At 42.0% G+C, this 19,246-nt stretch carries 16 protein-coding genes and 7 tRNA genes; 8 read left to right on the top strand and 15 right to left on the bottom strand.

The genetic code is table 11. From position 1 onward, the window contains the following. Nucleotides 1-121: 121 nt before the first annotated feature. On the bottom strand, nucleotides 122-505 hold the full coding sequence (locus AC4MBN_RS05620) for an Mpo1-like protein (protein WP_034705228.1): 384 nt from the start codon (nucleotides 503-505) through the stop codon (nucleotides 122-124). A gap of 333 nt (nucleotides 506-838) precedes the next feature. On the opposite strand from AC4MBN_RS05620, the gene AC4MBN_RS05615 reads away from it, so the two are divergent. Together AC4MBN_RS05615 and AC4MBN_RS05610 are read left to right on the top strand one after the other, a co-directional pair. Then, complete coding sequence (locus AC4MBN_RS05615; protein ID WP_491880805.1) at nucleotides 839-2,296, top strand: CYTH domain-containing protein; 1,458 nt, start codon at nucleotides 839-841, stop codon at nucleotides 2,294-2,296. Nucleotides 2,297-2,417: 121 nt separating this feature from the next. Further along, nucleotides 2,418-3,869 (top strand): CYTH and CHAD domain-containing protein, encoded by a 1,452-nt coding sequence (locus tag AC4MBN_RS05610; RefSeq protein ID WP_491880804.1) that lies wholly within the window; start codon nucleotides 2,418-2,420, stop codon nucleotides 3,867-3,869. 22 nt (nucleotides 3,870-3,891) lie between these two features. On the opposite strand, the gene AC4MBN_RS05605 is transcribed toward AC4MBN_RS05610, so the two are convergent. Beyond that, nucleotides 3,892-4,524, bottom strand: coding sequence for a hypothetical protein (locus AC4MBN_RS05605; RefSeq protein ID WP_491880803.1), 633 nt, complete (start codon nucleotides 4,522-4,524; stop codon nucleotides 3,892-3,894). A 110-nt stretch (nucleotides 4,525-4,634) separates the two neighbouring features. Between AC4MBN_RS05605 and AC4MBN_RS05600 the strand changes: the two genes are divergently transcribed. Both AC4MBN_RS05600 and AC4MBN_RS05595 read left to right on the top strand, forming a co-directional pair. Further along, nucleotides 4,635-5,030: a DUF3144 domain-containing protein gene (locus AC4MBN_RS05600; RefSeq protein WP_004786347.1), complete on the top strand. Its 396-nt coding sequence runs from the start codon at nucleotides 4,635-4,637 to the stop codon at nucleotides 5,028-5,030. 107 nt (nucleotides 5,031-5,137) lie between these two features. Then, nucleotides 5,138-6,202 carry an amidohydrolase family protein gene (locus AC4MBN_RS05595; RefSeq protein WP_491880802.1) on the top strand — a complete coding sequence of 355 codons (1,065 nt, stop codon included), beginning with the start codon at nucleotides 5,138-5,140 and terminating at the stop codon, nucleotides 6,200-6,202. A gap of 367 nt (nucleotides 6,203-6,569) precedes the next feature. On the opposite strand, the gene AC4MBN_RS05590 is transcribed toward AC4MBN_RS05595, so the two are convergent. Together AC4MBN_RS05590 and AC4MBN_RS05585 are read right to left on the bottom strand one after the other, a co-directional pair. Further along, nucleotides 6,570-9,341, bottom strand: coding sequence for a M16 family metallopeptidase (locus tag AC4MBN_RS05590; RefSeq protein WP_491880801.1), 2,772 nt, complete (start codon nucleotides 9,339-9,341; stop codon nucleotides 6,570-6,572). A 125-nt stretch (nucleotides 9,342-9,466) separates the two neighbouring features. Then, nucleotides 9,467-10,288 (bottom strand): PhzF family phenazine biosynthesis protein, encoded by an 822-nt coding sequence (locus AC4MBN_RS05585; RefSeq protein WP_419365601.1) that lies wholly within the window; start codon nucleotides 10,286-10,288, stop codon nucleotides 9,467-9,469. 116 nt (nucleotides 10,289-10,404) lie between these two features. On the opposite strand from AC4MBN_RS05585, the gene AC4MBN_RS05580 reads away from it, so the two are divergent. After that, the gene (locus AC4MBN_RS05580; protein ID WP_419365600.1) at nucleotides 10,405-10,989 is read left to right on the top strand and encodes a flavin reductase family protein; all 585 of its coding nucleotides are present in this window, start codon (nucleotides 10,405-10,407) and stop codon (nucleotides 10,987-10,989) included. Nucleotides 10,990-11,109: 120 nt separating this feature from the next. Beyond that, nucleotides 11,110-11,844: a hydroxyacylglutathione hydrolase gene (gloB, locus tag AC4MBN_RS05575; RefSeq protein ID WP_200230476.1), complete on the top strand. Its 735-nt coding sequence runs from the start codon at nucleotides 11,110-11,112 to the stop codon at nucleotides 11,842-11,844. 11 nt (nucleotides 11,845-11,855) lie between these two features. Here gloB and AC4MBN_RS05570 read toward each other — a convergent pair whose 3' ends face one another. Continuing rightward, the gene (locus tag AC4MBN_RS05570) at nucleotides 11,856-12,128 is read right to left on the bottom strand and encodes a hypothetical protein (RefSeq protein WP_004786360.1); all 273 of its coding nucleotides are present in this window, start codon (nucleotides 12,126-12,128) and stop codon (nucleotides 11,856-11,858) included. Between the two features lie 418 nt (nucleotides 12,129-12,546). Here AC4MBN_RS05570 and AC4MBN_RS05565 point away from each other — a divergent pair, with 418 nt between their 5' ends. Then, entirely contained in the window at nucleotides 12,547-12,750 is a 204-nt protein-coding gene (locus AC4MBN_RS05565) for a hypothetical protein (protein ID WP_004786362.1), read from the top strand. 145 nt (nucleotides 12,751-12,895) lie between these two features. Here AC4MBN_RS05565 and AC4MBN_RS05560 read toward each other — a convergent pair. The 9 genes from AC4MBN_RS05560 to AC4MBN_RS05520 all read right to left on the bottom strand — a co-directional run bounded on the left by AC4MBN_RS05560 (nucleotide 12,896) and on the right by AC4MBN_RS05520 (nucleotide 16,779). After that, nucleotides 12,896-12,980: transfer RNA gene (locus AC4MBN_RS05560), tRNA-Leu, on the bottom strand. A 39-nt stretch (nucleotides 12,981-13,019) separates the two neighbouring features. After that, nucleotides 13,020-13,093: transfer RNA gene (locus AC4MBN_RS05555), tRNA-Trp, on the bottom strand. 33 nt (nucleotides 13,094-13,126) lie between these two features. Further along, nucleotides 13,127-13,211: transfer RNA gene (locus AC4MBN_RS05550), tRNA-Leu, on the bottom strand. Nucleotides 13,212-13,563: 352 nt separating this feature from the next. After that, nucleotides 13,564-13,649 (bottom strand) — tRNA-Leu (locus AC4MBN_RS05545). Between the two features lie 384 nt (nucleotides 13,650-14,033). After that, nucleotides 14,034-14,118, bottom strand: a tRNA-Leu gene (locus AC4MBN_RS05540). Between the two features lie 39 nt (nucleotides 14,119-14,157). Next, nucleotides 14,158-14,231 (bottom strand) — tRNA-Trp (locus tag AC4MBN_RS05535). 33 nt (nucleotides 14,232-14,264) lie between these two features. After that, nucleotides 14,265-14,349, bottom strand: a tRNA-Leu gene (locus AC4MBN_RS05530). A 107-nt stretch (nucleotides 14,350-14,456) separates the two neighbouring features. After that, nucleotides 14,457-15,299, bottom strand: a complete 843-nt coding sequence (locus AC4MBN_RS05525; RefSeq protein ID WP_491880800.1) for a protein kinase domain-containing protein — start codon at nucleotides 15,297-15,299, stop codon at nucleotides 14,457-14,459. After that, a complete protein-coding gene (locus AC4MBN_RS05520; RefSeq protein ID WP_180053617.1) occupies nucleotides 15,271-16,779 on the bottom strand; it encodes a DUF3336 domain-containing protein in 1,509 nt (502 codons plus the stop codon). Before AC4MBN_RS05520 ends, AC4MBN_RS05525 begins: the two co-directional genes overlap by 29 nt. A 189-nt stretch (nucleotides 16,780-16,968) precedes the next feature. Between AC4MBN_RS05520 and AC4MBN_RS05515 the strand changes: the two genes are divergently transcribed. Further along, nucleotides 16,969-17,841: an ATP-binding protein gene (locus tag AC4MBN_RS05515; protein ID WP_419365597.1), complete on the top strand. Its 873-nt coding sequence runs from the start codon at nucleotides 16,969-16,971 to the stop codon at nucleotides 17,839-17,841. 54 nt (nucleotides 17,842-17,895) lie between these two features. Here the strand turns inward: AC4MBN_RS05515 and AC4MBN_RS05510 are convergent, their stop codons facing one another. Further along, nucleotides 17,896-18,939 (bottom strand): hypothetical protein, encoded by a 1,044-nt coding sequence (locus AC4MBN_RS05510; RefSeq protein ID WP_419365596.1) that lies wholly within the window; start codon nucleotides 18,937-18,939, stop codon nucleotides 17,896-17,898. Between the last annotated feature and the right edge of the window lie 307 nt (nucleotides 18,940-19,246).

Raw genomic sequence — 19,246 nt, 5'->3', positions numbered from 1 at the left:
CTTTGATAAAATACTGAATAAGCAATAAAACAATTAATAGAATAATAACTCTACACTTGCAAGTGTTTTTATCGTTTTTATTGCAATACTTAAGCATAAATCCGATAAAACGTCATAAGCCCTAACTTGGAATTTTGTCGTGCTTACGATCAACTAGACTCAGGTTACCACGTAATACATCGGCAAACATACGCCAGTCTGAAATAAAACTGTATAGCGGCTGTTTAAAGCTGGCCGGTTTATTCTTTTCAAAAATGAAATGACCAATCCAGGCACAGGCATAACCTGAGAGTAGTCCATAGGCTAGATATTTGGCTTTACGCTGATGAAGGGCTTTGCTAAAAAAATATAAACCGATACTGCTGCCTGCGACATGCAAACGGCGGCTCATGATATGGCGATGCTCAGTCAGATAAAACCGGTAAAATTCATGATAGTCACGAATCGGCATTTGTGGAGAAGTCAGTTCTGCAATCTCATTGCTCGGCTGCACCTGTGCATTCATTATCATCATCCTGATCTTTTTTCTTCACCTTAGCGCATAATTTAGGCAATTAAAAGTACCTTTATTTTCATGCAATTCTGTTCCTGAAGTTGGCTTAGATATTGAATTGTCATGCTTTCAGTAGAAACCGGCGAATGAAATCAGCATTTTAATTTTTCCATTTCCATTTTTTTCAATCGGTCAAGTCTTACATCAGATTGGTTTTTCGTTACAATCAGCCGCTCAAAAGTCTAAAAAATTCTTCCGTTTCATATCGGAATTTCATGCAAGCGAATAAAAATTCAATTTATTTTTTAATATTTTTCAATAAATTGAATAGACAGGATGATTATCATGGTTGAAGTTGAACTCAAGTTCCAGATTCCCGCGGCACGCCGTACTGCCCTGCTTAAGGCACTTGATCCCAAGAAATCTCAACAGATCCAGCTTCAAGCCAAATACTATGATACTGCAGACCGTCAACTGGCCCAACATGGAATTGCCCTACGTCAGCGATTAGAAGGCAGTCGTTGGGTTCAGACGTTAAAAGCGGCAGGCAAAAGCCACATTGAACGTTTCGAGCATAATCATGATCTGGGTGAATTAGAACAGTCGCCTGAGCTGGACCTGAGTATTTACAACCCGTCTACTGAAGCGCAAGCCTTGCTTAATCGCGCTTTAGGTGATCAGTTTGACCAGCTGCAATTGCAGTTTGAAACCGATATTACCCGTACCTTGCGCGTGATTGAATATGAAAACACATCAATCGAAGTCAGCCTGGATATCGGCTGCATTCGCACGCCTCATGCTGAACAGGAAGTGCATGAAGTTGAATTCGAGTTAAAGCATGGCTCAATTCAGGATTTACTCGCCTTTAGTTTTGAATGGGTCAAAAAATATCAGCTGTGGCTGGATGTACGTAGTAAAGCAGAAATCGGGAATCTGTTAGCAACTAATCAGAACGTGAGTCCCGCTACTTTTGCCAAAGAATTCCAGATCAGTAAAAAAGATAGTGCGGGTAAAAACCTGTGTCATCTGGTGGCCCAGCAAATGCAGCATCTATTGCCCAATATTGCGGCAATCTCCGCGCAATTGGCAGAGCAGGAACATATTGATCAGGCACAACAGGCCTTGGATCATCTCTATCTGACCTTACTTTTGTTTAAAGATTGGCATACCCAGGTTTCAGACAAATGGGCTCATCAGCTGTCTGCCTTTAAACAGCAGTTTGAACATCTGCAACATTTACAGCACATGCAAAACACTCTGGCTGGCTTCCTGCAAAATCCTACGACCGCAGAGAACCTGACTAAAGATATTCTCTATGCCAAAGAGAAGCTGGGCAATCTGGTGAAATCCACCCAGAATGTGCATCACTATCTGGAATTGCTGATCTTCAGCTTAAGTACAGATGAAGCTAAGCCGCTGGAATTAAAATCTGCAGCGCAAACTACCCTGCAGCAACAATACAAAGTTTTGCAGGAACAGATGAACCAGACTGATATTACCAATTTTGAGAGTCTGGATCTGCTGTCCATTCGCATTCAGGAATTAAAATTCAGCTTCCCGATTTTGACCACAATTTATGATGTCAAAAACCTGCAAAAATACAGCAAGGCGTTAAATGATGCACAGCAGGCAGCAAATGAATATCAGACACTAGCCTCTTCTGCAGCTTATATTCAACAGACCGAACTGGAAGCCAGCGACTGGTTTGTGCTGGGTTGGTTGACCGCAAAACAGGAAGTTTATGCACAAAAATTACTGGAAGCGACAGAACAGTTTCTGGTCAGCCGCAAATTCCTTAAATAAGTATTTAACTGACTTTCAAAGCACGCTACGGCGTGCTTTTTTGTTGCACAAGCACATCACAATACTTTTGTTGTTTGGTCTATATTGGTTGTTATGAGCTTTATCGAGAAGGAATGGCCCGATGGCAGAAATCGAACTCAAATTCCAGATTCCGCAAAGTATACGTCACCAATTCGAACAAGATTTTCAGCAGTACGGGCCGACTCGACATCATTTATGTGCCAAATACTTTGATACTTCCGATCAGCAGTTACAGCAGCACAAAATTGCACTCCGGCAGCGTCTGGAAGATCAGCAATGGTTTCAGACCTTAAAAGCACCGAGCCAGCATCAGTTTGAACGCTTTGAGCTGGAAGAAAGACTGGATACCGCACCAGACAACTGTGATTTAAAAGCTTATGCCAAGCATAAACAGGCTCGGAAGATTCTAAAACAGGCCCTTCACACCCTAGATACACCTCTGACTCTACAATTTGAAACTGATGTAGAGCGAGATCTCTGGATTGAAGATTACCGAGGAAGTCAGATTGAAATTGCACTGGATAGAGGTGAGATTCGTTCTAAGGGCCAAACCTTGGATATTTATGAAGTTGAATTTGAGCTCAAAAGTGGCAAACTTGATGACTTAATTGATTTTGTTAAACCCTGGATTCAACGTTATCAGTTATGGCTGGATGTACGCAGCAAATCTGAACGTGGTTATGCTCTGCTGAATAATAAAACTGATCTTCCGGTCCAGCATCAGACAACCTTAGAGCTCGCAGCTAAAGACGATATTCATCATATCTTGCAAAAAATTATCACCAACTGTCTGACTCATCTGTTTCCTAATGCGACAGCGATTGCGCTAGAGAATTACAACAGTGACCATGTGCATCAGGCCCGCGTCGCTATCCGGCGTTTACGCAGTGCCTTAAAAATTTTCCAGCCCTATCATCAGGATTTGCCAGAGGAATGGCAGGATCAGTTACGAAATATTTTCCAGCAATTGGGTTCTACCCGGGATCGCGATGCTTTGGCTGAAAGTCTGCTTCTTCAGCTAGAAGCTGCGGGTTCACCAGTATTGCAGTTACCTCCTGCCCAACAGGATCAGGCAGATATTAGCCAATTATTCAGAGAGCCCGCCACGATGGAGCTAATACTGGAGCTGCTACGTTTTAGTCAGGATCAGAGTAAAAACCAGCAAAAGTCCTCACATAAAATCCTGTGTAAAGGACTCAGCAAACTGCATCAGAAAGTCTGTGCAGATGCAGAAAACTATCAGGAACTGGATATTGAATCGCGCCACCGAACCCGCAAGCGGGTTAAGCGCTTGCGTTATAATGTAGAATTTCTGCAAAGCCTGTTTCCTGAAAAGGAAGTCAAAAGATATCTGAAAGCGCTAAAACCCTTACAGGAAACTTTGGGTCACTATAATGACCTGTTTGTCGCAGAAAGCCTGTATAGACCTTATGCCAAAAAACACTCCAAGGCATGGTTTGTCATCGGATGGCTTACTGCAGAACAGCAGCACCTGTCAGGACAGGCCGCTAAGCAATTACAGAAATTTTCTCACACTAAACCATTCTGGTAAGAGATAAATAGGCAAAATTGCTCTAGCGATATTTGCCGTACACTTTCCAGGTATTGTTATCGGCTAATGGATCACTATAGCTATCGCTGCGCTGCTTACGCGGCTTATCACGGGCATCGACCAGTTCAAAATGTGGTTCGATACTGAGGACGATGCCATTCACATAGAATCGAGTCCGGGTGTATTCACTTTGACCATGCTGGAACACATAAGTACGCAAATCTACAAATTCACGATGTGCCACCAAGGCCGCCGTCTCATCACTGTCTAGCCAGCGTTGCATGGCCTGAATCTGTTCCGGTTCAAATTGCCCACATTTTTCAATCAGGCTGGCAATGCCTCGAAAAGTTTTGGATTCTTTGGCGCGGGTTTTATTAATCCGGATGCGGTCTACATGAAAATAGAATAAAGGCAAATTCAAATGACTTGGCAAATGAATCGCATCTAGGACTTCATCTTCCATAAAAGGCTGAAACAAGTCTTGTGCCCTTTCAATCAGACCCAGCCATTGCCTGTAATATTCTTCGACCTGCGACTTGGTGCCATAATAAATTGGCAATCCTTCCACATTGGCCAAATTGGCTGGTGGCCAGATATTCTGGCGCAATAAGGCAATATCACTTTTCAGACTCTGTACAGCAATTGCATCTTGCATGAGATTCACATTTATATTGCTTAGGCTATTTTTAGATTAAGGCAAAGGTTTAGTTTCTGCAAGGCTTTGCCTATAATTAGTGATTAAGATTTTATTATCAGGAAAAATTCATGGTTCAAAAGATTGAAGCAACCGATGTAACCGAAGAAGAAGCGTTAAATGCTGCATTCTTTGAACGTGCTGATGAATTTATTAAACAGGCCAACGAATTTAGCCGTGTAGAAAAAGGCTCTCAGGAAAACCCGGCAGAAAAACGTGGTCAAGTCAGCGCCGCAATGCTGTTTGGTACTGCCCGCTTTAATACTTGGGTCGCTGCCAACAATTTCAAAGATGGTAACGAGATGCGCGACGCTAAAGATCAGGTCATGTCTTATATCTTGCAGCAATTTCAGATGATGCTGGAAGATAACTATGATGAATACTGTGAGCAGTTTGAAAACTATTTACGTTTCCGTCGTAATGAAGAGTTTCATGCCAACAAGCATCAACACGACCACGATCATTAATAAAAGCCCTACGGGGCTTTTTTTAAATCTTTGATTTTTAATTTGACTTTAATGCTGCATTTATCCTATAAAAAATGAATAAAAATTAAACGACGATCAAAAATATCATGCAGCAACTGCCCTTTCCGATTATAGATCCGCATATTCATCAGTGGGACCCTTATACCACACCGCATGCCGCAGCCTCTGCCGTAAAATTATTTGGCAAACATCCCAAACTGCTGGACAAAATGGTACGGCTGATCAAGCCCAAAGCAGTGATTGATACCATTGGCCTTACCGAACATCTGACCGCGCCTTATCTACCGGAAAACTATAAACGTGACATCGGTCATTATCAGGTGGAGCAGATTGTGCATATAGAAGCAAGCTGGCATGAACATAAAGGCACGGGCGTGGTTAATGAAACCAGGTTTATTGCCGGGCTGCCTTTTGCTGAACAGAATATTCAGCTAGGCGGCATTGTGGCTACAGCTGACCCTCGTCAAAAAAACTTTAAACAGCTACTGCAATTACATCAGGAAGTTTCGCCGAAACTACGCGGTATTCGTAAAATGGCTGCGGTACACCCAGATAAAGGAATTCATGCCTGGACAGATGAACCGCATCTCTATCGTAACAAAGATTTCCTGAAAGGCTTTGAAGAACTGGCCCAGCAAGATTTAAGCTTTGATGCCTGGGTGTACTCTACCCAGATTTCAGATGTTACTGCGCTGGCCAAAGCCTTTCCTGAAACGCCCATCGTACTGGATCATCTTGGTACGCCCGCAGGTTTATTTGGCAAGGTGGGCAAAGCTACAGGCCGGACCAAACAAGATCGCACCCAGATATTTGCAGACTGGAAAGATCAGTTGGTAGAACTGTCTGAATGTCAGAATGTATCGACCAAAATGTCTGGCCTGTTTATGCCAGTCTTGGGACATGATTTTCACACGCAAAAACGGCTGGCAAGTAAACAGGAATTAGTGGAACGTGCAACTCCCTTGATTCAGCATGCTTTAGACTGCTTTGGTTCTAAGCGCGTGATGTTTGCATCCAACTTCCCAATGGACAGTGTCAGCAGCTCACTCACTAACATTATTGATGCCTTTAGCGATATTGTGCAGGCTTATGATGAAAACGCGTTAAAGCCGATTTTTTATGAAAATGCTAAAGCGTTTTATAAATTATAAGAATAAGAGTCTGAATCCTTAAAAAAAGGAGGAAAATACATATGCTCTGGGAAGAAATGATCTCTAGTCCCTTGTCAGAAAAACTTTTATATACTTGCTTGGTGATCTGTTTTAGTGGAATCGCATCCTACTATTACCAACATATTATTCACTTACCCTTTAATAAAGATATCGCTTTCGGAGCAATCTTAATATCAGGTGGTATTTTCCTATTTCTTTTTGCCACCTTCTGGTGGAGCTTACCCAGCGCTGTGCTATCTGGCGTTTTAGGTGGAATCCTGTTTACCAGAAAAGTTACTTAAATTGGAGCTTTTATTTATATTGAAAAATAAAAATCCCCTCATTCGAGGGGATTTTTTTATTAACACTATGATGTTTTCACTTGCTTACCATATTGATCAGCCATCACCTCAACCAGCTGATCCGGCTTGATGTACTTTTTGATCATGGCATCAATATCAGCTTTACTCAGTTTAGCAATCGCCTGATCACGTTTTTCCCGGTAAACCAGATTACGGTCTTTTTCCAACTGTGGAATCAGCATGCTATGAATACGGCGATCATCTTCCAGTGCAGTGACGCGCTGTTTCAAAATCGTGGCTTTCGCTGCTTCAACTTCCTGCTCGGTTACCCCTTTGGCCAGAAGCTCATTCAATACCTTATGCACAGCTTGAGACACTTGTGCTGATCGGCCAGGCGTATAATTTGCCTGAATGCCTAATGCGCCTGAGTCAATCCATTCATCATACTGAGCATTGGCACTGAAGCCATAAACCAGCGCATTTTTCTCACGCAGCTCCTGTGCTAAACGTGAAGACAACTGAGAATCACCCAGAATATGCCGGAAGACCAGCATGGCTGGCAAATCTACATGTTCTGCACCGACAGGGAATGTCATGACAGCCTGATAATGACCGAACTCACGCTGTTCAGATAACGCATGGATTTTCTGTGCCGGATAAACTGTATATTGACCACTTAAGCGCTCATAAGGCTGCTTTGCTTTCCAGCTCGCAAAGTTATTTTTAAGTACTTTGCTCACGGACTTCGGATTAAATTCCCCGGTCACTGCGATCTGGGCATGATGGGTATTAAAGAACTGCTGATACAGCGCTACGACCTGTTCACGAGTAGCAGCCTGAATCTGTTTTTTTGCCAGTTCAGGTTCAAAATGATAGCGAAGGTCACCCGGCTGATAAATCTCGGTCGCGCGAGACATGGTCAGGCCTGCCACCATATTGGGCTCAGTATAAGGACGGTCTAACGCAGACAGGCTTTGGCCTTTAATCAGGTCAAACTGACTCTGCTCAAAGGCCGGTTTATTGAGCACATCCAGCACATACTGGAAAAATTCTTCAAACTTCTCTTTTTTGGCACTGATCTGAATGCTCATGCCATTTTCAGAGGAACTGGCCGTTGCTGAACCACCAGACTCAATAATTTTATCGGCAATCTGTTGCAAGCTCTGAGTTTCAGAAGAACGTAGCAATAAGTAAGCTGTCAGATCCAGAATCTCACCTTTATTGAACAAACTTTGTGCCGTACCAAAATTAAGCGCAATAGTGGCATAAACTTTGTCATCCTGAGTCTGGGTCGGGAATAAAGCGTATTTAATGCCATTCTTCAGTTTGCCACGTTGAATCTGTTTGTCCTTGGCCTGTAAATATTGCTTGGACTGCGCCACATACTGCTTTACTTCTGCCTGATAGACACTGACATTTTTCAGCGGTTCTGCTGCTTCAGCCTGCTGATCCAGAGTTTGAGCCGACACTTCAGTCTGGGTCAACTCCTGTGCTTTTTTCTGATCTTCTGGTGTTGGCAAGATATTGCCAGAAATACGATATTCCGGCTTAAAGAATGCCTTATACACCTGATTGACCTGATTGACATCCAGCTTTTCTATGGCTTGCAGATCTTTAAAATACTGGCTCCAGTCACCTGAATAAGCCACTACATATTCACTCAAACGCGAACCTAAAGCGGTTGCGCTGTTTTTAACATTGTCCGCCTGGTTCCGGGTCAGACTTTTAGCCCGGTTTAATTCGGTTTCGTTAAATGGCTGGCTCTGCTCTACACCCTGAATCAAACCCTGCTCAACCTGCTTGACTTGATGGTTTGGTGCATAGATAGCACCCATAAACACCAGATTAAAATCTTTATCCAGCCAGGTCATAGACTGCACTGTAGTGGTCTTACCCGTCTCGACCAGACTCTGATACAGGTGTCCGCTAGGTTGCAAGGTATATAAGATTGGAGACATGGCCAGCGTGGTTTTAATACTTTCTTCTGACTGGTTCAGATAAATATTAAATTTGGCCAGATCACTACCCTTTTGCACGGTAAATTCACGCTGTTTGATCTGTTCAGGTTTTAGCGCAGGTACTTTCACCGCTTCAGGCACTTTGCGGGACTGAATCGGACTGAAATGGGTATCAATCTGCTTCAGCACTTCTGCTTTATTAAATTTGCCTGAAATAATCATGAGGGCATTATTCGGTGCATACCAGTGACGATAAAACTGGTTCAGCTCCTGCATCTTGATCGATTGCAGTTCGTTCAAATCGCCAATCGGTAATCGTCCCAGATATTGATTGCCATAAGCTGATTTAAATACCTGATCCATCAGTACGGAAAATGGCTGATCCAGACGGATTTCACGCTCACGTTTCACGATATCAATTTCAGTCGGTACATACTTTTCTTGCAGGACCAGCTTGTCCATACGTTCAGCTTCAAGGAAAATCACTTCATTGACCGCAGTCTGCTCAGGACGAATCACATTGGTATATTTGGTTGAGTAATAGTCAGTACTGGCATTGGTCATTAAGGTATATTGATCCAGACGGCGCTGAAACTCATCTCCCTTCACATTTTCCGTGCCTTTAAACGCCAGATGTTCAAGCAGATGCGCCAGGCCCCCTTTGCCTTGCGGATCATTCAGTGAACCGGTCAGATAAACCGTATTCATAAACACTTTATTTTCTTTCACGTTGGGCGCAAGAATAATTCTTAAGCCATTTTCCAGTCGATATTCTTCGATATTCTGTTCTGTTTTCACCAATACCGGCTGTGCAAAACTGGCCGCTGTCCAGCCAGATAATAAAATCGCCAAGCTTAAACGTTTAAAGCGTATTTGCATTGTTCATCCAAATTTTTAAGTGTGAATTTTTATTTACAGTCACTCTGATCTTAGAGAAAAGTCTTTATTATGAGAAGCCAAATAAAATACCGCGCAATTTCACGGTATTTTATTGAGCATATTAATTAAATATAAAGTTCGGCCAGCATAAACAGTTTGGCATAACCTGAAATCTCAATGCGGCCTTGTTCTTTTAATGCGCAATACAATACACCGCCACGCTGAGAGGCCTGATAAGCCACCAGTTCAGTTTTATTTAATTTCTCCGCCCAGATCGGTGCAATCCCGGTATGAATTGAACCCGTTACCGGATCCTCATTAATCCCGTTACTCGGTGCAAAATAACGTGATATACAATCATATTGGGTATCGCCAGCGGTAATCGCGACATCCAGTAATGGACCCGCCGCTGTAATCGCGGTTCTTTTTCCATTCAGCTGCTTCAGCAATTCAATATTGGGTTGCTCTTCTAATACATCTTGCACTGATTCATATTCAATAATATAACCTTGCGTATTCAGATAAACGTTTTTAAAAGGTTTCGTCAGGGCCTGTCTTAAAGCTTCCGGATAATCTCTGATAAGTTCAGGCTGACGGATCGGGAAATTCATCCGGATTTTGCCATCCTCATCCTGGCGTACTGTAAAAATACCCAGATCTTTGACATGAAAATAAATGGTTTTTGCAGAGCTAAAGTCCTTGAATAATACAAAGCTGCTGGCCAATGTGGCATGTCCACAAAAATCCACTTCCTTGGTCGGTGTAAACCAGCGAATTTCATAATTTTCTGCATCCAGCACTTTGACAAAAGCAGTCTCAGACAGATTATTTTCCAAGGCAATATTCTGCATCAGGTGATCATCCAGCCAAGCATCCTGCACGATGACTGCAGCAGGATTTCCCTTAAATAGAGCCGTCGTAAAAGCATCCACCTGGTACATTTTCATTTTCTTTACTCCTGTATGTAGGTGTTTAGTTTAAAAGCTTTTTTCCAGAAGGGGAATTTTATATGCTGTAAATCAAATGATTTATTTTTCTCCCTTTTCACTCATTAAGGTTCTTTATGAACAATTCACATATTCAAACTGTACCTTTAGAAAAAGCCTATCGCCTGATTACACACGGTCCAACAGTACTGGTGTCTGCCAATGATGGACAAGACACTGATGTCATGGCCGCTGCCTGGGCATGTGCACTGGAATTTAGTCCAGCAAAAGTCACCGTAGTGCTGGATAAAAGCACCAAGACCCGAAAAATAATTGAAAATTCTGGCTACTTTGCCCTGCAGATTCCAACACTCAAACAGCTGGAAATGGTCTATAGCCTGGGAATATTGAGTCTGTACAATGACCCAGACAAACTGGAGCGGTCCGGTGTGCAGTTATTCAAATTCGCAGATCAAGAGATCCCAGTTGTAGAAGGTTGTGCTGCCTGGATTTTATGTGAGCTAATTTCCGAGCCACATAACCAGCAGGCCCATGACCTGTTTATTGGTAAGGTCATTGCCGCTTATGCTGATGACCGGGTGTTCCGTGATGGGCACTGGTTCTATCATGAAGTCAGCGAAGAATGGAAAAGTATTCATCATGTCGCCGGTGGTCACTTCTATACCATTGGCGAAGCTGTCGCAGTCAAAGATGCAGAATAAATAACTGATCTTTTTAAACAAATCATATAAAAAATTCTTGCAAACAGGCAGCTTTGACCACAGTCAGACTGCCTGAATTTATGCTACTTTATCCATAATATCTGTTTGGTCTGATGTCTTATGATGCCGTTTAAAATCCACTGTATTGATGTCAAAAACTCATTACAAAATTATATCTGGTTACTTGAACATACACCGACGCATCAGGTCGCGGTCATTGATCCCACTGAAGCTGTGCTAGTTCAAGATTATTGTACCGAACATGGGCTTGAGCTGAGTCAGATCTGGCTCACCCACTGGCATAAAGACCATATCGGGGGCGTTCCGGATTTAATTCAAAAGCAATCATTACCGGTATATGGCCCAAAAGCTGAGCTGGAAAAAGTTCCGTTTATTAACCATCCACTTGAACATGACGACCAGTTCAGTTTTCATGGTGTTGAGGTACAGATTATTGCCGTACCGGGACATACCCTAGGCCATATCGTGTATTTCCTGGATGCCATTGATGTACTGTTCTGTGGCGATACCCTGTTTGCCATGGGCTGTGGGCGGGTATTTGAAGGCACTTATCAGCAGATGTACCACTCTCTGACTCGTCTGGCTGCCTTACCGCCACGTACCCAGGTTTATTGCACGCATGAATATACGCTGTCGAATGCACAGTTTGCCAAACATGTAGAACCGGATAATCCAGCAATTCTGGAGCGTTTCGAACAGGTTGAGCGTATGCGCATGCTGGGACAATGCACCTTACCCAGTACTATTGCAGCAGAACTGGAAACCAATCCTTTTTTACGCGCAGACAGTGTCGAAGAGTTTCAACATTTACGCGTGATGAAAGACTCGTTTTAAACTATAGCTGCTTAGAGCAGCTGATGCTTCTGAGCATAGTCATCCAGTTCTTGCTGGGTGACCACTCGTACCGCATTCATTTCATCAATCCTGACCAGCAATAATCCACCCAAAGCAGGTTGATAACGGCGCGCACTGCCAAATGGCGTATAAGCCACCTTGGACTGTACCGAAAAATCCAGCCAGTCTTCATGACCCAGCATCACAGCAACAGGCTCCTGCCCTTGCTGCTGCATAAGTTCAATTTGCTGTTTGACGTACTGTTCAATATTTAATTCAGTCATCATCAATCTTATTTAAATTACATCAATGCCAGTATAAAGGGTTGAGCCTAACACCATGACCTAAATACTCGGAAACTTTGATGGATTGTATATTTTTAAGCCTCACTCAAACTCTAAAACTTTAAACCACGCTAATTCCTAATTTAAAATGAATAACAAATAAACAATTATTGATTTAAATATTTGAATATTAATAACTATTCGAAAAATTATTTAGACTTAAAATTAAAATATTTAGTTACAACATCTTGAAAATAATAAAAAACATACACTTAGATTAAAAACCTTATATTTCATCTATATTATCTTGTTCATTAAATCCGCAAATTCAATTAAATTAATTTAAATAAGGGTATTTGCCCTTTAAAACGAAAATTCTCACCCTTATCTATGATTTAACTGATGAAGGAGTTATCTCGTGAAAAAAGTGGTTAAAGCAAAAAACGTTCTCGCATTTAGACTTTGGTTAGAAAAATTGGGGTATTCGGTTCGCACCCTGGCAGACAATCGTGGTTTTAGTTTCAGTTTTAAAAAAGAATATGGTCTGGTGACTTGTGATCTTTCAGGTAATGCATTGGCCATGCAGCTGGGTGAGGAGTTTGAAGATCATCTGAAAGCGTAAATTAAATTAATCAGTGCACTCATGATTTACCCTTTTATTTGAGTAAAATTCTCTTATTCCTATAATCAGCCCATTTCGATGGGCTTTTTTTCGTTTATAAAATTTCAGGCAAAAAAAAACAAGGCATCAACCTTGTCTCTTTTGATGGTGGGGACGGAGAGACTCGAACTCTCACACCTCGCGGCGCTGGAACCTAAATCCAGTGCGTCTACCAATTTCGCCACGTCCCCATCAGGGTACCAACTTAGTGTTGGACTTTTTTCAAACTTTGGCAGAGGATCAAGGATTCGAACCTTGACGAACGGTTTTGGAGACCGTCATGCTACCATTACACCAATCCTCTACTCGGCCATTTTACTCAATCTCTTAAGTAAATTGGTGGGGACGGAGAGACTCGAACTCTCACACCTCGCGGCGCTGGAACCTAAATCCAGTGCGTCTACCAATTTCGCCACGTCCCCGATGGCTGTGTATATTATAGAGATAGCAGGTCATTGACAAGTGATTTTACAAGCAATCACTGCCTATTCCGCTATAAATTAAACAGTTAATGCAATTTTTTTATTTTTTATAAGATTTAACAAGAAAACTCGGCCTTATGAGGTTTCTTTGCTACTGCTTTGAACTTAATCTCTAAGCTTGTCTAGCTCAGTCTCAGCAGATCAGACCTCTAGAACCTCACTTATCTTGATCGAGCATGTTGTTTAAACAATAAATGAATCCAATACAAAGAATAAAAAGCCGAGCCAATAAAAATGTCGCACTAAATTTCAGGCAAAAAAAAACAAGGCATTAACCTTGTTTCTTCATATATGGTGGGGATAGAGAGACTCGAACTCTCACGCCCAGAAGGCGCTGCGACCTGAACACAGTGCGTCTACCAATTCCGCCATATCCCCGTGGCTGTGTATATTATAGCGATCGCATCCGCTTGACAAGCGATTCTATGATCAACTCGGTGTTTTTATATCAAAAATTAATCAGTTAATTCTTTGATGATTAAATACTGGCTTATTTTTAATAAAACCGCTTAATTTCATTTCTCCAATTTAAAAAATCAAGTTATTTGAAAGAGTGCTGAATATTAATTTTAATAGTGTTTAGATCAGCCAATTGATTGGATATTTTAAAGGACTTCCCTCTTCTCACCTTCACTGATACTTAGTTTGAGTATTTAAAATCTACCCATCGAAAGTAAGCGAATAATAAGGATGGAATTAAAAGATGGCTTAACCTTAAATTTCAGGCAAAAAAAAACAAGGCATCAACCTTGTCTCTTTTGATGGTGGGGACGGAGAGACTCGAACTCTCACACCTCGCGGCGCTGGAACCTAAATCCAGTGCGTCTACCAATTTCGCCACGTCCCCATCAGGGTACCAACTTAGTGTTGGACTTTTTTCAAACTTTGGCAGAGGATCAAGGATTCGAACCTTGACGAACGGTTTTGGAGACCGTCATGCTACCATTACACCAATCCTCTACTCGGCCATTTTACTCAATCTCTTGAGTAAATTGGTGGGGACGGAGAGACTCGAACTCTCACACCTCGCGGCGCTGGAACCTAAATCCAGTGCGTCTACCAATTTCGCCACGTCCCCGATGGCTGTGTATACTATAGGGATCAATTTCACCTGACAAGCTCTTTTTAAGAAAAAACCACTCGTTTGATTAAATAAAAAACAATATACAATTTATTGTATTTTTCTCATGCAATTTCAGTAAGTAAGGCCTGTTTTACGGCTTTGAAATCAGACAATCTATCCTGTGAGTGCTTTCGAAGCATATTTTGTAACAGGCTTTGCAAAGCTTGATATTGTGCAGGAAGCTCAGGTTTAAAATGCTGACAATGCAATAATGCCCAATCCTGATAATCTGCCGCTTCCAAGCGCTGCCCTGTGAGCCATTCAAAGAAAATGATACCCAGCGCATAAACTTCGCTCTGTAGCGACTTGGCTTGCCCTTGAAATAGTTCAGGTGCCATATAACGAGGCGTTGCGTTCATTGCTTGGTTTGAAGAATTGATTGGCTGAACTTGCTCAAAATCAATCAGACAGACCCGTTTCTGATACATGACAAAATGCTCTCGTTTGAGATCAGCATGCAGATACCCCAGTTCTTGTAAACTTATCAACGGTTCTAATGCTCGTAGCATATGCTGTCGAATTTCTTGAATTGGGAATAATAACTTGGGACATACATCAAAATGTGCTGGCGCATCAGTCAAAATCAAAGCCTGATTAAAAGATTCATTTCCAATCTGAAAAGGCTTTCGAATAATTTGATGCGGAAGCAAGAAAGTCCGCCCTTCTTGCTCACCATAAGCTTCATAAAAATCCAGCTCATGACTTAAGCCAGTCTGGGCATGCTGAGAAATAGCCGTTGAATCCAGATTCTGGGTTTTTAACCAAAGTGCTGACCCGGTCTCAGGATTAACTTGTAAATGATAAAGACGGCGACCAAAACCCAGACTTCGGGCTTTGGTCTTAAGCTGGAAATTAAGCTGATGCAGATTAGCGAGGTTAAGTAACAATGTATTCCTGCTTGGCATCTGGAGCATGCTGGTAATTTAGCAGTTCCAGACAATGCTGAATAGTTTTACCTACCCGCTCCTGAGTTTCGATCAGAGAGATTTTTGGCCAGGTCGCCCGCTCACCTTCACGCTGCAACACCTTGAATAAATGCGGACGAGGATTTTGCAGCATATAGCTATAATGACGCAGGCTATATTTACCGACGATATTGACATCACCATAATAGCGCTGATCCACTACGCCATAACCATGATCCAGCAAACGGCGGACTGGCGGCAAACTGCCCGCATGCTCACGGGCAAAATCCATAATCCCTTTGGTAAATACTACACTCTGACGGCGTACAATGCGTTTCGGCCAGCTTAAAGTCCCTTTACGGAAGCGTGAAATATCATCCTGCATAAAAGGCACAATGTGCGGATTGGCCTGACTGGCAATGGTGTAATTGATATTGTATAGCCGCGCCATTTTCTCCTGCGGGAAATCGCTACGGACACTGCCATCTACCCAGCGTGTCGCCCCCATATAAGGCGTATATTGTCCATCATGACGTTTACTGGTGAGACGTACCGGCGGGAACAGAATTGGCACGGCACAAGATGCCAGCACTGCACTCCAGACCAGTACATCTGGAGAGGTATAGGCATTCATGATCCGGGCATCTTGCGCCGCATCATAAGGTGCGACTGCAATATTGATATGTAGACCGGAAGTTTTTAGTGCTTCTTCAAAGGTCATATCTCCCAAGTTTTCGATCAGGAATTTTTTCAGGTATTTGACATCCGCCAGACCACCATTACCCTTCATTAATTCACTCATGGTACGGAAATGAAAGGCTTCATGGAAAAAGTTATGGCCTTTTAAAATATCTACATACTGCGCGGGTTTGGAGACGCCCAACATCGCGGTCATAATTGCACCAGCACTGGAACCCGACATCACTCGAGGTAACAGATCCTGTTCCATTAGCGCCTTACATACACCGGTATGAAATAAGCCGAGTGTTGCACCGCCCGAGAACATTAAAGCTGGCTGACCATAAGCCCGTTGGCAGTGCTCAAAATATTCAATTTTTTCTTCTAGAGTCAGACAGGTACATTGTGCAGAAGCAATATAAGCCAGGCCCAGACTGACTTCTTCCACATAATCTTCAATAATTTTTTTAGTGCCGACATAAGTGACGGTAAACAATAAAGGATGGGCAATATTGGCAATATCGTAACTCAGTCCTTCACGCAGGATATACATCAGGTCACGAGTACGTTTCTGCTGACGGTAACGTCTTAATTTCCCCAGTCGATGCGCAATCACTTCGGCATCAAAATACGGTGAACTATTATCCAGTTTCCATTCTTGTGCCCCAGATTCTTCATCGATCTTTAAGGCAATATATTTCCATTCTTCGTAAGTTTCAGCCTGTTGCAATTGCTGCTTCAGCTTTTTAATACGATAGGCCTGATGTGGATTGATATCCTGAGTAAAATCTTTAAACAGCATCTGCCCTCTTCCCTATATTGTAATTTTCAGACATCCTGCAGCTATGAACAAAAAACAGGCATCTATTTTCTTTGTACTACAATAACGAAAATTCATCACTTTAAGCAAATTATCACACTTTCCAGACTTTGACTGTGAATTTTACAGTGATAGTATTCTAGCCATAATTGTAAATGTACTGCTCAAATCATGGCGAAAATTGATTTACCTGACAATATCTTAAATGCTCTTTCTACTGTTCTTCTCCAGCTCCAGCAAAGCCTGCCTGAATTAAAACAAAGTCCTGATTTTTCTGCTTATGCCTATAAATGGCAGGCTGGAGAACTCAAACCCATTCACCAGCTTAAACAGATTGAACTGGCAGATTTAAAAGGCATTGAGCGACAAAAAGAAAAAGTCATTCAAAATACTTTGCAGTTTCTAAAAGGATTACCTGCCAATGATGTTTTACTGACTGGCTCTCGCGGTACAGGAAAATCTTCGATTGTGCGTGCCTTGTTGACTGAATATGCAGATCAGGGCTTACGTCTGATCGAAATTGAACGTGATGATTTATCAAATCTTCCACAAATTCAGCAACTGATCGCCGGTCGTCCGGAAAAGTTTATTGTCTATTGTGATGACCTGGCCTTCAATGCGGAAGATGAAAACTATCGCAGTCTGAAAAGTGTGCTAGATGGCTCATTACAATCCGGTTCAAGTAATTTTGTGATCTATGCGACCAGTAACCGTCGTCATCTATTACCGGAATTCATGCATGAAAATACCCCGGTGACCAAAGTAGATGTACCGCAATATACCGAGTTGCATCCACAGGAAGCGATTGAAGAGAAAATTTCCCTGTCGGATCGTTTTGGTTTATGGCTGTCGTTCTACCCGATGGATCAAAACCTGTATCTGGAAATTGTCGAGCATTATCTGAAAAAGGCAGATATGCAACTGACAGCTGAAGCCCGTGCTGAAGCATTACGCTGGTGTCAGGCACGTGGCCAACGTTCAGGTCGTGCAGCCTATCAGTTCTCTAAACATTGGATTGGTTCGCAGCAGTTAAATTCCCTGTAAATTCTTTCCCAAATAAAAAAGCTCCTTGATGGAGCTTTTTTATGAAATCAGTTCTTATTTTTTATTGCCAATAATCGTAGACCACAGTAGGTCATCCAGCTCACTGCCATTGAAATAGACAGTTGCTTTTAAGGGTTCAGGCTGATTCTGTTTGACCTCAATCACCTGATCATAACTATCAGTAATTTTAAGCACACCCTCTTTTGGCAGATGCTTATAATTATTCAACACCGTTTCGTCCATCTTGAATGGTGTAGTCGTATTAAAATCAAAACTATAACGGTAATCCGCCAGATTTGGCTGACCAATAATGCTGCCGCTGCTGGTTAAGGTACGAATACCATTACTGCCACTACCATAGTCATCTACAAGGCTATAGTTATAATTACGTACGAGTAAGTATTCCTTGCTCAGCTCATCATACTCAGCGCCAGATTTACCCGCATTCTTGTCTTCCGCTACACGCTGAAATTCCAGACGGTCAATTTTATAGCTTTCCAATGCACCTAGATTGTTTTTGCTTTTGGTATGAACAATCGTACCTGAAATCAGATAATCATCTTTTAGATTAAAATCAACATTGGAACCATAACGTACATTGCTAAAGGTCAAGGTCGTAGTATCACCGTTGACCGTCTGGGTAATCGTTGAATCTTTGCGATAGGTTTTATCCAGAACAATACAGTTATTTTTATCGGTTTTTAATTTAAAGGTTTTCACTGCACCATTGGTATTTACTTCAGAACAGATCAGATTTGGATACTTGATGCTGTTCACACCCAGATTATAAATCTTGATAATACGGCCCGTGCGGCCATAAGGATAATCCGCAAACACCTCACCAATCATATGACCTAACGCAACGTTATAGTCCGTATCATTGCTGGTGCTATTGTTAATTTTATCGCGGATTTTCTCGATGATATCGCGGTCCTCGAAAGGAATAAACTCTTCTGAAAGTTCAGGAGAAATACTCTCCTCTGGAACATTTGGCGGTGTGGTCACTGTAGGATTGTCTGAGCTACCTCCACTGCCACCACATGCGGTAAGCAAGCCTGAAACCAAAACCAGCCCAAAGAATGATATCTGCTTTTTCATAAAATTTTATTCCCTAGGATTTCTTTGCATTTTTATTCAATGAGAATGAAAGATGGGCGTATTAAAACCGCACAACACAAACCTACTACCTGTCGATGATATTTTTTCTGGACAGTATTTCTTACACTCTGATCGTGCTTTATCTTTTAATAAATCAGGGATTAACTCTGTAATTTTAATGTATATTTCAAACAACAATGATCATAAGAAAATAAGATGTTACTTTTAGAGCTAGGTCTTATTAGCTCTCATAACTAACTCTTAGAAATCAACCTATATAACGGTTATTTTCTTTGCAACAATACTT

The organism is Acinetobacter sp. CAU_H_60, assembly GCF_058599385.1.
This window is presented reverse-complemented; position numbering and strand designations above follow the sequence as displayed.

Bases quoted from the DNA above. Each gene is read 5' to 3' on its own strand.
- gloB (WP_200230476.1), top strand. From the start codon at position 11,110: ATGATGCCGTTTAAAATCCACTGTATTGATGTCAAAAACTCATTACAA.
- AC4MBN_RS05605 (WP_491880803.1), bottom strand. From the start codon at position 4,524: ATGCAAGATGCAATTGCTGTACAGAGTCTGAAAAGTGATATTGCCTTA.
- AC4MBN_RS05520 (WP_180053617.1), bottom strand. From the start codon at position 16,779: ATGCTGTTTAAAGATTTTACTCAGGATATCAATCCACATCAGGCCTAT.
- AC4MBN_RS05590 (WP_491880801.1), bottom strand. From the start codon at position 9,341: ATGCAAATACGCTTTAAACGTTTAAGCTTGGCGATTTTATTATCTGGC.
- AC4MBN_RS05600 (WP_004786347.1), top strand. From the start codon at position 4,635: ATGGTTCAAAAGATTGAAGCAACCGATGTAACCGAAGAAGAAGCGTTA.
- AC4MBN_RS05515 (WP_419365597.1), top strand. From the start codon at position 16,969: ATGGCGAAAATTGATTTACCTGACAATATCTTAAATGCTCTTTCTACT.
- AC4MBN_RS05595 (WP_491880802.1), top strand. From the start codon at position 5,138: ATGCAGCAACTGCCCTTTCCGATTATAGATCCGCATATTCATCAGTGG.
- AC4MBN_RS05580 (WP_419365600.1), top strand. From the start codon at position 10,405: ATGAACAATTCACATATTCAAACTGTACCTTTAGAAAAAGCCTATCGC.
- AC4MBN_RS05510 (WP_419365596.1), bottom strand. From the start codon at position 18,939: ATGAAAAAGCAGATATCATTCTTTGGGCTGGTTTTGGTTTCAGGCTTG.
- AC4MBN_RS05525 (WP_491880800.1), bottom strand. From the start codon at position 15,299: ATGCCAAGCAGGAATACATTGTTACTTAACCTCGCTAATCTGCATCAG.
- AC4MBN_RS05615 (WP_491880805.1), top strand. From the start codon at position 839: ATGGTTGAAGTTGAACTCAAGTTCCAGATTCCCGCGGCACGCCGTACT.
- AC4MBN_RS05620 (WP_034705228.1), bottom strand. From the start codon at position 505: ATGAATGCACAGGTGCAGCCGAGCAATGAGATTGCAGAACTGACTTCT.
- AC4MBN_RS05610 (WP_491880804.1), top strand. From the start codon at position 2,418: ATGGCAGAAATCGAACTCAAATTCCAGATTCCGCAAAGTATACGTCAC.
- AC4MBN_RS05585 (WP_419365601.1), bottom strand. From the start codon at position 10,288: ATGAAAATGTACCAGGTGGATGCTTTTACGACGGCTCTATTTAAGGGA.
- AC4MBN_RS05570 (WP_004786360.1), bottom strand. From the start codon at position 12,128: ATGACTGAATTAAATATTGAACAGTACGTCAAACAGCAAATTGAACTT.